General features: G+C 62.5%; 6 protein-coding genes and 1 pseudogene. All 7 read left to right on the top strand.

Annotation, left to right across the window (positions count from 1 at the left end; all coding sequences use genetic code 11):
* The first annotated feature begins 94 nt into the window (after positions 1–94).
* The 7 genes and pseudogenes from tssI to AACY45_RS04440 all read left to right on the top strand — a co-directional run bounded on the left by tssI (position 95) and on the right by AACY45_RS04440 (position 13,395).
* A pseudogene (gene tssI / locus AACY45_RS04470) lies at positions 95–2,098 on the top strand (type VI secretion system tip protein TssI/VgrG).
* Complete coding sequence (locus tag AACY45_RS04465) at positions 2,098–2,961, top strand: DUF4123 domain-containing protein (RefSeq protein ID WP_339544335.1); 864 nt, start codon at positions 2,098–2,100, stop codon at positions 2,959–2,961. The pseudogene tssI and the gene AACY45_RS04465 overlap by 1 nt, the downstream one beginning before the upstream one ends.
* Positions 2,958–6,602, top strand: a complete 3,645-nt coding sequence (locus AACY45_RS04460; RefSeq protein WP_339544334.1) for a toxin VasX — start codon at positions 2,958–2,960, stop codon at positions 6,600–6,602. The genes AACY45_RS04465 and AACY45_RS04460 overlap by 4 nt, the downstream gene beginning before the upstream one ends.
* A 313-nt stretch (positions 6,603–6,915) precedes the next feature.
* Entirely contained in the window at positions 6,916–7,716 is an 801-nt protein-coding gene (locus tag AACY45_RS04455) for a hypothetical protein (RefSeq protein ID WP_339544333.1), read from the top strand.
* Positions 7,717–7,916: 200 nt separating this feature from the next.
* Positions 7,917–9,161, top strand: a complete 1,245-nt coding sequence (locus AACY45_RS04450; RefSeq protein WP_339544332.1) for an exonuclease SbcCD subunit D C-terminal domain-containing protein — start codon at positions 7,917–7,919, stop codon at positions 9,159–9,161.
* Positions 9,158–12,799, top strand: a complete 3,642-nt coding sequence (locus AACY45_RS04445) for an AAA family ATPase (RefSeq protein ID WP_339544331.1) — start codon at positions 9,158–9,160, stop codon at positions 12,797–12,799. The genes AACY45_RS04450 and AACY45_RS04445 overlap by 4 nt, the downstream gene beginning before the upstream one ends.
* Positions 12,796–13,395 (top strand): glutathione S-transferase, encoded by a 600-nt coding sequence (locus tag AACY45_RS04440; RefSeq protein WP_339544330.1) that lies wholly within the window; start codon positions 12,796–12,798, stop codon positions 13,393–13,395. Before AACY45_RS04445 ends, AACY45_RS04440 begins: the two co-directional genes overlap by 4 nt.
* The last annotated feature ends 74 nt before the right edge of the window (positions 13,396–13,469 follow it).

Below are 13,469 nucleotides of genomic sequence, written 5' to 3'. Positions count from 1 at the left end.
CACGTCCTACAGCAGATAAAGATCTGACTGACTGCGCTCCCTGGGTGACACCCCGCAGAGTCCTGTGCTTTTAAAAACGCACAAGGATCTGTGGATGTTCGACGCTGCCAACCAAGTGGTTTTCCGTCTCGACATTGAAGGGTTTTCCTACACTCTCGACGTGCTGGAGTTTCACGCCAAAGAAGCGCTGAACCGGCCTTACACGGTCGAGCTTAAACTGGTCAGCGAATACGCGAGACTCGATCTCGAGTCGTTGCTGCACCGCCCAGCCTTTCTGACCTTCGGCCCCGACGAGACTGGCATTCACGGCCTGATCTATCGCATCGCCCAAGGCGACTCTGGCAACCATCTGAACCACTATCAGATAACCCTTGCGCCGCGCCTGGCCTACCTCGCCCACCGTTATAACTAACGTATTTTTCAGCACCTTAGCGTGCCGCAGATCATCGCCAAGGTGCTGACTGAACAGGGGATGCAGTCCGACGTCTGGCGCTTTCAATTGAGCGCGGACTACCCGCCACGCCTCTATTGCGTGCAATACCAGGAAACCGACCTGACGTTCATCCAGCGCCTGTGCGAAGAGGAAGGGTTGCACTTCCACTTCCAGCACAAGGCCACCGCTCATGTGCTGGTAGTGGGCGATGATCAGACCGTGTTCCCGAAACCGTCCCGACCGACGGCCTATGTACAAGACAGCGGCCTGGTTGCAGAACAACCGATCATCGACCGTTTCAACCTGCGCCTGGAAACCCGCACGACCCACGTCAGCCGTCGGGATTACGACTTCGAAAAGCCACGCCTGCAACTCGACAGCGCGATCAGGCACGCAGCACTACCGCACCTTGAGGACTACGCCTTCCCAGGGCGATTCACCCAACGCAAGCACGGCAATTACCTGGCCAACCGCGCTCTGGAGCGCCACCGCGCCGACTACCGACAAGCCCGCGGACGCAGCGATCAAAACGCCCTGCGCAGCGGGCATTTCCTCGACATGGTCGAGCATCCACAGCAAGACTGGAATGGCCTGTGGCTACTGACCGAGGTCGAGCATGTTGGCAAACAACCCCAGGTGCTGCGCGAGTTGATCACGGACCTTAGCCAGGAGGATGGTTTCAGTCAGGGCTATCGCAACCACTTCGTCGCCACGCCATGGGACGTGTTCTTTCGCCCGCCCCTTGAGCACCCCAAGCCACGGATGACAGGCCATCAGCATGCGGTGATCACCGGCCCGCCCGGCGAAGAGATCTACTGCGACGAGTACGGCCGGGTGACAGTTCAACTGGCGTGGGACCGTGATGGCCAACACAACGAACACTCCAGTTGCTGGCTACGGGTCGCCAGCGGCTGGGCCCATGACCGTTATGGCAGTGTGCTGATCCCGCGGGTCGGCATGGAAGTGCTGGTGGGGTTTACCGATGGCGACCCTGACAAACCCTTCGTCCTTGGCTGCCTGCCTAACGCAGAGACCCCCGTGCCACTGAACCTGCCTGCCGAGTACACCGCCAGCATATTTCGCAGCCAGAGCAGCCCCGGTGGTGATGGCTACAACGAGTTGCGCATCGAGGACAGAAAAGGCGCCGAGGAAATCGCCGTGCGTGCCCAGCGCGACTTCGTACAACTGGTACTCAACGACGAACGCATTCAAGTCGACAACCAGCGCACCGTGGTGGTCGGCGGCACTGCCAGCCACGAGCTGCGCGGTGAAGAACATCACTTCACCCATGGCAACCGCCTGACCGAGCTCAAACAGGGCGATCACCTGCTGGTCCACGGAGACCAACACATTCGCCTCACCAGTCAGCAACTCAGTGCCACGCAGCACATCCATCTCAGCGCCGGGCAACACGTCGTCATCGATGGCGGAGCCAACCTGACACTCCAGGCTGGCGGTCACTGGCTGACGCTCGGACCGGAAGGCATTTTCAGCAGCGTACCGATTCTGCAGGGCGGCGCCCTGGCCGTAGGCCTGCCGGCAGAGCCGTTGATACCCGGCGCGCAGCCCTTGCTGAAAGTGACATTCGACGCAGCACAACAACGCCATGCGCTGGTTTCAACACGCAGCTCACGTTGCCTGATTTGCGAGGTAGCCCAAACATGATGCTCTCGACGTTGCTGCCTGAAGACCTGCCATGGGCCGATCACCGGTCATTCCTGTTACTGGATGGCGCGACACGGCCCGATCTACCGGCACTTGTCGCGAGACTGGCCCCCGCAGCCAGCAAGCTCGCGCTGTACGACTACCCGCCTTTTTATGCGCTGCGCGATGTTTCCCCGCTGCTGGTGACAGTCCAACAACCTGACGAACCGATTTTTCAGTTTTATCTGGAGCACGCGCACGAAGAATGGGGCGTGCTGTTGTTCAGCCAGGAGCCGGCACATTCCGTCGCACAGCACTTGCGCAAACTGCTGATCGTGGAACCTGCCGAGGAGCACAAGACCCTGCTGCGCCTGGCAGATGCCGGGGTTGCACACGCCCTGTTCGGCAGCGGCGACCAGCGCTTGTTCGGCCCCCTTTCTTGCGTGGTGACGGCCGATCACCTCGGTGCGAACTGGCATCGTCATGCACCTCGACTGCCCCAACCAGCGGAGCTCCCCACCCCCTTTCGCCTGAGCCCCGAACAGAATGCCGCGCTGAATCAGGTCGATCGACGTCGCGCGCTGCTCGAACTCGACACACACTTGCTCCGTTTTTTCCCCCGCTATCTGGTCGGTGAAACCGTGGCCGAGCGCTGGCCAAGGCTTGAACAGCTGGCGGCCGAGGCCAGCACCTTGGGGTTGAGCAGCCAATCCGAGCGTTACTATTACGCCAACGTCATGGCCTGGCTGAACGGGTCGACGCTGGACCAGCATCCGCACATCGCCCAATTGCTCCATGCGCCCTCGCTGCAATCGCCCGGCGAGCGCGTTGCGCTGGCCGCTCACCTGGCCCACCGCTGGGCCACTGAAAGGGAACGCTCATGACCGCACCTGCCAACCTCGCTGCCGCAGTAGCGTCCAAAAGCGCCATCGGCTCCTTCGGAACCTGCCCCTTGCGGCAAACCCACGTGCAACTGCTGCCCTTGCGCTACGGCCTGGTCGAAAAGCTGCTCGACCCCAGCGCCGAACTGAAACTGCCCTACACCCTCCAAACCCGTCCGCTGGGCATCCGCAGCCTGCGCGATGGCTGGCTGTACGTGATCGACAGCGTCACCCGTCACCTGCATGAATACCAGATACTCGACGGACAGGTCAGTGCCTTGCTGCACAAGGGTGCCAAGGTCGACTGCGATCAGCGCACGCCCATCGAGGAGTGTCCCGCGCTGATTTTTTCACGGCACAGCACCCTGCATGTGGCATTCGCCGAGGTGCAGTGGACCGCAGTCAAATGCCATCAGGTGCTCGATAGCCGCGAGGAGCGCGACCACTTCATGCAGGTCGTCGACCTCGGCCCGGTGAATTGTGAAAACGGTGGCACCCACCTGCTCACCGTCGAGCAAGGCAAACGCTGGTTGGCGGAAATCGCTACGGTGCCGGCCCAGCAGGCCCAAGCCGCCAAGGACCGCACCGAGCTGGAAGCCGAACTCGCCGCCAACCCACTGCCGCCGGGCGTTCTATTACCGGCAGTGCAGGTCAGCGACGCCCCCGAACACGAACGTGAACCCTATCTGTGGGAACAGCCTCGGCGCTTTCGCGAGGCACATATCGGCGACTTTCTGGGACGGGTTCGCGGGCCTTATCAGGACGACACGCTGTTCCTGCTGGTGCAGGACGACCTCGGCGTGCTGCGCGACCTGGCCGAGTATCAGGACACGGTGGTCGGCTGGGTCGACGACTGGAGCAATACCGACCACAACGCACGCGATTACTTGCTGGCCTGCTACATCGAATCCCTGAGCCTGCTCAGCCCGACGGATATCGATAACCTGGCCGATGCCAGCGACGACCCGAAGGTCAAGGCCCTGCTTGGCGATCTGCAACAGGTGCCCGAGCCGACTCGGGCACACACCCGCAAAGCCTTGCTGGACTACCTGAACAAGGGCGGCAAGGTCGAGCCGGTAGACGTGTCGGCTCCCCCGGAGCTGGTGCAGTTGCGCAAGGAGGCTCATGCCGAAGCTTTCGAGATGGCCAGGTACCAAGGCGCCACCCCCGACTTCACGGCCCATGGTCGCGCCAGTGACGATGCCGACCGTCGTTACTACACTCGCGAACATTTCAAGCTCGCCCCCGCCGACTTCGTCGAACGCCACCTCAAAACCCTGATCAAGCTCGGCAAGGAGCAAAACAAACGCATCACGGACGTGGTCGAGGGCTCCGACTTCACCGGCAAGCGCGGGATCAACGATCTCATCGACCGCACCACCATGGACAGCGCGCTGTTTCGGCTGCGTGCCGACCTCGGTCGCTGGAACCGCTTGCTCGATCGCATCACCGCCGACCGCACACAACTGGTGTGTGCCGGCCACTACCATCGCTCGGCCTGGTACTACGACGCGCAGAATCTGCAGCAACTGGGCGAGGTCCTCGCGGCCGAATACGCCTGCCTCAAAGACATCTGCCGCAGCGACCAGACCAGCAAAACCCTGCTCGGCTACCTGGAACAACACCCGGAGCTGACGCGACCGCTGTTCTATACCTTGCCGCTGCGCATTCGGCCTGAACTGCTGGTGCAATACAGCGTGTTGTCCAACGCCGGCATCGGCCTGTTTAACAACCTGCCCTACTGGCTGCAAGCCCTGCAGAAAATCGAACAACCCCACCTGCCCGCCCTCGACGACTTACCCGACCACACCCGTGCCGTCGCGGATGCGGTGCAACACAGCTACAGCCCCGCGTTGAACCTGGGACTGAGTCGGGCGCTGGAAGGTTTCGATCTGGCTGGAGGAAAAATCCCCGACCTCGACGAACTCTTTCGCCACCTGCCCAAGGCACTGCCGGCGCGGATCCTCGATGCGGCGAAAACCACCGGGGTGACCTTCACCCTTGCCACCGCGCAAGAACACGCGGCGCTGCAAACCAACATCAAGGACGTACTCAGCGAGCGCGAGTACCTCAAGAGCCTGACCGACGAACGCAAACGGTTCATCCACAACAAAAACTGGGCCGGCCACAAGACGCCGCGGGCGGTCGAGTTGCAGAACGAGATCGTTCGGGTGCGTGCGGTGTTGACTCAGTTCGAAGGCAGACTGGCGGATGCACTGAGCCCGATTGCCGAACTGCCGGATCAGTCGGTACGCACCTACGGCGCCACACCGGCTCGAGCGGGAGTGACCGTGGTGTTTCCGCCGGCGCAGCAGCAAGAGGTGCGGCGTTTGCTGGGGAATATTCGGTTGGGGGTTCAGGAGGTGCCGAATGCCAACCTGATCAAGAGCGAAGGGGTCGGGTTGTTGGTGTTTTTGGTGCAGGCGGTGAATTTGGTTTCGATCTTCAAAGAGACGATCAAACAGTCAGGAAACAAACGAACTATTGGGCCATTGTTGTGTGCGGCGGTGGCCACCGGATCTACCGGCTTCGCAGCGGCGCAGAGTCTCTCGGACACAGCCCTTAAAGCACGTAGCGCCGATCTCGTCGCCGCTTTTCAGCATCACGCCTTGCAGAATGTGCATGTGCAGATGGGAAAGTTACATGTGGGACTGGGCTTCTTTACCTACGGCTTTGGTCTAGCATCTTCATTGTCCAGCCTCAATACCCAACATCAGAATTGGCAGCAGGCCACGCGCAGCGGAAACCGAGCGGCCCAGAGCAGTGCGGCCCTTGCGACAGTCGGTGCCAGCGGCATGGTTGCTGTAGGCACTCATGGCCTTAGTCATACTGTACACGCAACTTTTAAAGTACTGATCGCACGAGGGGGCGCGGCTCGAACAGCCGCCTGGACCGCTGCCGGCACACGCCTATCAACAGTGTTTTTCCGGCTCAACCTGGCCGGCGCCTTATTTACCGTGATGGAGTTCGGCGGTGCCTGGCTTTTTAACCGCTACAACATCAGCGCCCACGACAAGTGGCTGAGAACCACGCCCTGGAGCCTGGACAGCGATGAGCGCTGCGACCATACCCTGGATGATTACCAGCACTATCTAGCCCGTTTGCTGCACGCCCCTTATGCGCAACTCGGTCCGAACGAGCATGACTCGTGGCTGAAAAACCTGTTGCGCAAGGCCCAGCCCAAAGACATTCACCTGGTGCTGCCAAGGCTCAATCTCAATGACTTCCAGCCCCCCTTAAGCGGTAAGCCGGTTCACCGCCTGGGAATCGGTGCCCACCGTATTTCCGTTCCCCTTCACCGTCGTGGTGCCCCGCAAGAGCGCAAGACTGTCATCAGCGATGAGGTCGTGAACAGCCTGCGCATCGCGCAAGCAGAGCCCGACCGGTTGGTGCTGTGCCTTGAGTATCCGCTGGACCTTGACGCCGAATTTACCCCGGCGTCTGAAACGCTGGAACTGGTGGTCTGCATACAGACCTTGAGCGCCACAGGGGAATGGACTTCCCGCACCCGCGTCATTCACCTGAACCCCCGTGCTGAGGGGCATTTCCCGGCGCTGGCCCCTCAAACCGTCACCGAGTATCCACCGATGTTGCTGGTGGAAACCCATCTGCTGGAGTTGGCCGACCATGCCCAACAACCTTGATGGCCCCATGCCTGCACCGAGCCTGGAGCAATCCCGCAAAGCCGGGGATGTAGAACCCTTTCCAAGCGGGAAGATCACCTATCTCGCACCGCTGCCATTGCCGACACCGCTGCCCCCCCATGGCCCACATATCGGGGAGTTGAATGGGGTGTACATGGACATCGGGCTGGGATCGCCGCAGGTGTTCTCATGGCAAGTCATATTAGGAGGCCCTTTAACGATGGCCTGTATGTTTACTTTTCTATTCCCATTGTTCAGCTTTCTTTTCGGTCTCGTTCTAGGGTACGAGTGGCTTTATTCATGGGAGTTCGCAGTGGATGTTTTTTTTGCTGCTTCCGAACTCGGACTGTTAACTACTTTTCTCACCCTACTCATCGGCCTCTGCGTCTGGCGCCACAACCACAACAAACGCGCCGAAATCATCCCCACCCGCTTCAACCGTCAGCGTCGCGAAGTCTGCTTCATGCCCGAGGACGCCAGCGAACCGGTCTTCGTCCCCTGGGAATCCCTGTCCGCCTGGGTCATCGAAGCCCAGGGCGCCACCCAGTACGGGATCCGTCGCCAATACGGCATGGGCATCGGTTTCCAGCACGGCGAAACCCTGACCAGCGTCGAATTCCCCTGCGCCGGCCTGCCCTTGGCCATCAGCCACTGGGAAGCGATCCGTGGCTACATGGAGTACGAAGTCAACGACCTCAACGCGATCCAGGACCTGCAAGACCTGCAAGGCCCCGACGACCCACCCCACGAAGGCCTGCACACCTTCCACAACGCGCGGGCGCGCATGCACCAGCAAATCCGCGACGGCGAACGCAGTCGGGTATCCGGGTTCTTCTGGTACCTGTACCACGTCATGACCCTCTGGACCCTGCCCAACCACCTCACCGAATGGGAAATCCGCCGCATCAAAACCATCGGTCAACACGCCTTGCCCGAGGTGATGCGCCAATGGTCGGAGCCGCTGCCGAAGGAGCAATGGACCAAACCCAGTGAAGAGCTGTTGCACTTGAGCCGACAGGTGCGCGAGTTGCACAAACGCCAGCCGCGCCGGCCGATCACCGAGATATTTGCCGAAGTGCATCGGAGTCATAGCAAGGGCAAACAGCGCACATGACCTACTCCGCCTGAACCAGCAGCACGGTTCACACCGTCATCATCGCGGGCAGCCGTGCTCCTGCGGATCGGTGCAGACCTCGAGGCAAACACAGAGGGCGATTGAAGAAGGCACGCTTGGTTTTTTGCCAGTAAACTCTTTTCCCTTTCGTCGCCACCCTTTTTCCTGCGACCACTACCTTCTTTTCCGCGGAGTTTACCTTGCGTCTGTTTCACACCTCCGACTGGCACCTTGGGCAAAACCTGCACGGCCAGGAACGCGACTACGAACACGGTTGTTTCCTCGACTGGCTGCTGCGTCAACTGGGGCAGGAAAAGCCCGACGTGCTGCTGATCGCCGGCGATATCTTCGACACGGTCAACCCGCCGGTCAAAGCCCAGGAGCGCCTGTACGACTTCATCGTCAGTGCCCACGAACAACAGCCTGCGCTGAGTATCGTGATGATCGCCGGCAACCACGATTCCGGTTCGCGGATCGAACTGCCCGCGCCGCTGATGCGCCGCCTGCGCACTCACGCCCTCGGCCGGGTGCTGTGGCTCGATGACGGGCAACTGGACGCCGAACGTTTGCTGATCCCCCTGCCCGACGCCTCGGGCGAGATCGCCGGCTGGTGCCTGGCGCTGCCATTCCTGCGGCCGGCCGAAGTCACCGGCGCCCACCTGGGCGACGACTACCTGCGCGGCATCGGCCAGGTGCATGAGTGGCTGATCGAAGCTGCCAACGCCAAGCGCCAGCCGGGCCAGGCGCTGATCGCCATCAGCCATGCACACATGGCCGGCGGCTCGGTGTCCGAGGACTCCGAGCGCAGCCTGATCATCGGCAATGCCGAAGCCCTGCCCGCCAGCCTGTTTGGCCCCAGCATCAGCTACGTCGCCCTCGGCCACCTGCACAAACCGCAGAAGGTCAACGGCGAGGAGCGCATTCGCTACTGCGGCTCGCCCATCCCCTTGTCGTTCTCCGAGATTGGCTATAAACATCAGATCCTCGACGTGCGCCTCGACGGCTCGACTCTGGTCAGCGTCGAGCCGCGCCTGATCCCGCGGGCGGTCAACCTGCAACGCATGGGCCCCGCACCGCTGGCCGAAATCCTCGGCCAACTGGCAGCACTGCCCGACATCGACCTGCTGGCCGACGTCCAGCGCCAGCCCTGGCTGGAGGTACGGGTACGCCTCGACGAACCGCAACCGGACCTGCGCCAACAGGTGGAGACCGCTTTGCAAGGCAAAGCCGTGCGCCTGGTGCGGATCGCCGCCGAATACGCCGGCAGTGGTGCCCGGGGTGGCAGCGATGAGGGCGATGCCTTGATCGAACTGGACCAACTCACTCCCCAGGAGCTGTTCAGCCGCGCCTGGCTGGATAACTACGGCAGCGCCGTCGACGAACAGACCCTCAGCGATTTTGCGCAACTGCTGCAAGACGTCCAGCAGGAGAGCGAACAGCCATGAAGATCCTCGCCATCCGCCTGAAGAACCTGGCCTCGCTGGCCGGTCCGTTCGAGATCGACTTCAGCGCCGAACCGCTGGCCAGCGCCGGCCTGTTTGCAATCACCGGGCCCACCGGGGCCGGCAAAAGCACCTTGCTCGATGCCCTGTGCCTGGCCCTGTTTGGCGCGGTACCGCGCCTGAGCAACACCGGGCGTGACGCCAAGGTGCCGGACGCTGACGGCGAAATCGCCACCGGCGATCCACGCACCCTGCTGCGCCGAGGCACCGGCGAGGGCTACGCCGAGGTCGATTTCCTCGGCATTGATGGCCGGCGCTACCGCGCGCGCTGGGAAGCCAACCGCGCCCGGGAAAAAGCCAACGGCAAGCTGCAGGCCAGCCGCCAGAGCCTGCGCGACCTGGACACCGACCAACTGCTGGCCAGCCAGAAAGGCGAGTACAAGACCCAGCTCGAAGCCGTGCTGGGCCTGAACTTCGAACAGTTCACCCGGGCAGTGATGCTTGCCCAGAGCGAATTCAGTGCCTTCCTCAAGGCCGACGACAACGATCGCAGCGAACTGCTGGAAAAGCTCACTGACACCGCGCTCTACACGCGCCTGGGCAAGCGCGCCTTCGACAAGAGCAAGGAAACCCGCGAGCTGCACAAGCAGCTGCAGGACCAGGCCAGCGGCGTCACCCCGCTGGAACCCGAGGCGCGCGCCGAACTCGACCAGCGTTTCAATCAGGCCCAGCAGCAGCTCAAGACCCAGCAAGCCCAGCTCAAGCAGTTGGAGCTGCAGCACACCTGGCTCAAGGAACTGCAGCAGATCCAGGAGCAGCAACAGGCAGGCGCCGAGCAACTGCAACAGGCCCAGCACGCCTGGGATGCCCAGGCGGATGCACGCCTGAACCTCAAGCGCCTGGAGCACCTGGCACCGCAACGCCACCAGTTTGCCCGCCAGGCCGAACTCGATGCCCAGTTGAGTCCCCTGGCCGCATCGATCCAGCAGCACAGCGCCCAACAGGCCGAACAACAAACCCGTCAGGCACACCTGGAACTGAGCCTGGAATCGGCCAAGGCGGCACTGACCCAGGCCCAACACCAACACACCAGCAATGCCCCGCTGCTGCGCCAGGCGTTCGAAGAACAGGGCAACCTGGCGCGACTGACCCAGGCCATCAGCGCATCGGCAGAGCTCAAGCAGACTGCCGAACAGGCGAGCCTGCAAGGCCAGCAAGCCATCACCCAGATGCTGGAGCAACAACAGCGCGTGGCCGAACGCCTGGTCAACATCGCCAGCCAGTTGGAGCAGAGCCTGCAATGGGCGCCGGTCAGCGACGCCTGGAACCTGCACCGCGAGCGCTTGCAACAGCTGATGCTGGTGGGCAATCGCCTGAAACAAGGTGAGGCGGAACTGCAGGGGCTGCAACAACTGGCCAGTACCCACGCCACTCACCTGGACGAGCAGCGCCAACAATTGCAGGTGCTGTACAGCGAAGCCGACGTGGAACCCCAAGCGGTCGCCGAACAGATCCAGATTCTGGGCAGCCTGCTGCAAGACAACCGCAAGCAACTGCGGGCGGTGGAAGAGCTGACGCGGCTGTGGGCCAGCCAGCAGGAGCTGGACAACCGCGGGCAGGCCCTGCAACAACGCCTGCACAGCGCCCAGGGCGAGCGTGAACGCCTGACCCGCGAAGGGGTGCAGGCCAAGGCCGAACTGACGGTGGCCGAGCAGACACTGAAGGTCACCCAAGCGCTGCTGGAGCGCCAACGCCTGGCCCGCAGTGCCAGTGTCGAGGAATTGCGCGGGCAGTTGCAGGACGATCAGCCCTGCCCGGTCTGCGGCAGTGTCGAGCACCCGTATCACCAGCCCGAGGCGTTGCTGCAAAGCCTGGGTCGACACGATGAAAGCGAACAGGCCAGTGCCCAGAGCGCTGTCGACCTGCTCAAGGAAACCCTCACCGAACTGCGCGCCGACGTCGGCGGCGTGATCGCCCAGCAAAAAGAACTGCTGCAACAGCAGGAACAACTGTTCGCCCAGCAGCAGAGCCTGGCCCCAATCCTTGCGGCCCATCCGCTGGCAGCCCCGTTGTTGGCACAGGACCCTGGCCGCCGCGAAGCCTGGCTAACCCAGCAAACTACTCAGTTGAACCAGAACCTCAGCCAGGACGAACAGCGCCAGAGCGCCCTGCTCACCCTGCAACAGGAAGCGGCGCGCCTGACGCAGCAACTGCAGGCCGCCGAACAGGCCAGCCAGCAGGCAGCGCAGCAGCTGACCCTGCAGCAGCGCGAACTGGGCAACGACCGCCAACGCCTGGACGAAGAGCTCGCCGCGTTCGCTACCCTGCTCCCGGCGTCCATCCTGGAAGGCCTGCGCCATGAACCCGCGGCGACCTTCCTCCAGCTCGACCAACAGGTGGCCCAGCGCCTCGAGCACCTGGCGCAGCAGCGTGAAGAGCTGGACGAACAGCAGCAACGCCAGCAACGCCTGGAAATGGAGCAGGACCGCCAACTGACCCGGGTGCAACAGACCGAGGCCGCGCAACAGCAGCACGCCCTGCTCAGCGCACAGCTGCACGGCGTTCAACAGCAACTCAGCGCATTGCTGGGTGAACACCCCAGTGCCGAAGCCTGGCAAACACAATTGGAGCAGGCGCTCGAGCTGTCGCGCCAGGCACACGCCACGGCCAGCGAGCACCTGCAGGACGTGCATAGCCAGCTCATCCAGCTGGCGGCCGAACTCAAGGCGCAGCAACAGCGCCAACAGGCGCTGGACAGTGAGCGGCACGCATTGCAAAGCAAGATCGCCGACTGGCGTGCCCTGCACCCCGAGCTGGACGACGCTGGACTTGCGCAGTTGCTGGGCTACAGCGACGAACAGGTCAGCCAACTGCGCCAACAGTTGCAGCGCAGCGAAACCGCGATCGAGCAAGCCAAGGTCCTGTTGCAGGAGCGCGAACAGCGCCTGCACGAGCATCAGGCCCAGCACAAGGCTGACCTGGACGGCGAACAACTGGCCGCGGCCCTGGGCGATCTGCAGGCGCAAGCTGCCATCAGCGAACAACAGTGTGCCGAACTGCGTGCACAACAGGCCGAGGATCAACGGCGCCAGGACGCCAACCAGGCGCTGGCACAACGCATCAACCAGGCGTACCTGGAGTGGCAGCGCTGGGCCCGGCTCAATGCCTTGATCGGCTCGGCCACCGGCGACACCTTCCGCAAGATCGCCCAGGCCTACAACCTCGACCTGCTGGTGCATCACGCCAACGTGCAATTGCGCCAACTGGTGCGGCGCTATCGCCTCAAGCGCGGCGGCAGCATGCTCGGCCTGCTGGTGATGGACACCGAGATGGGCGACGAACTGCGCTCAGTGCATTCATTGTCCGGCGGGGAAACCTTCCTGGTGTCGCTGGCGTTGGCCCTGGGCCTGGCCTCGATGGCGTCGAGCACCTTGAAAATCGAATCGCTGTTCATCGACGAAGGTTTCGGCAGTCTCGACCCGGAGTCGCTGCAACTGGCGATGGACGCGCTCGACGGCCTGCAGGCCCAGGGACGCAAGGTGGGGGTGATTTCCCATGTACAGGAAATGCACGAGCGGATTCCAGTGCAGATTCAGGTGCGTCGCCAAGGCAATGGGCTGAGTACCCTGGAGGTGAAATGAACACGCTGTATTCCTTCCGCCGCTGCCCCTACGCCATACGGGCACGCATGGCGCTGCGCTATAGCGCGGTGCCATTGACCCTCGTGGAAGTCAGCCTCAAGGCCAAGCCGGCGCAGATGCTTGCGCTCTCAAGCAAAGGCACGGTGCCGGTGCTGAGTGTCGATGGCCGGGTGATCGACGAAAGCCTGGAGATCATGGCCTGGGCGTTGGCGCAGAACGATCCCGAGGACTGGTTACTCAAGGACAACCCCGCCGCTCAATCACTGACCGCGGCGCTGATCGAAGAAAACGACCAGGTGTTCAAGGTCAGCCTCAATCGCTACAAGTACGCCGAGCGCTACCCGGAGCATTCCCGGGAGCACTACCGCGCCGAGGGCGAAGTGTTTCTGCGTAAACTCGATGGCTTGCTGCAACAGCAGCGCTACTTAGTGGCCGATCACCCTAGCCTGGCCGACATCGCCCTGATGCCCTTCATCCGCCAATTCGCCCACGTCGACCGCGACGGGTTCGCGCAACTGCCCTATCGGCCGTTGCAGGCGTGGCTTGCGGGGATGATCGAGTCGGCGTTGTTCACGGCGATCATGGCCAAGCCGTAACAGTTCGTCTGCTCGCGATGGCGGTGGGTCAGGCACCGGCGATGTTGGCGGTACTGGCCTCATCGCGGGCAAGC

Source organism: Pseudomonas sp. RA_35y_Pfl2_P32 (assembly GCF_963970735.1).
Taxonomy (GTDB): domain Bacteria; phylum Pseudomonadota; class Gammaproteobacteria; order Pseudomonadales; family Pseudomonadaceae; genus Aquipseudomonas.
This window is presented reverse-complemented; position numbering and strand designations above follow the sequence as displayed.

Bases quoted from the DNA above. Each gene is read 5' to 3' on its own strand.
- AACY45_RS04465 (WP_339544335.1), top strand. From the start codon at position 2,098: ATGCTCTCGACGTTGCTGCCTGAAGACCTGCCATGGGCCGATCACCGG.
- AACY45_RS04460 (WP_339544334.1), top strand. From the start codon at position 2,958: ATGACCGCACCTGCCAACCTCGCTGCCGCAGTAGCGTCCAAAAGCGCC.
- AACY45_RS04445 (WP_339544331.1), top strand. From the start codon at position 9,158: ATGAAGATCCTCGCCATCCGCCTGAAGAACCTGGCCTCGCTGGCCGGT.
- AACY45_RS04440 (WP_339544330.1), top strand. From the start codon at position 12,796: ATGAACACGCTGTATTCCTTCCGCCGCTGCCCCTACGCCATACGGGCA.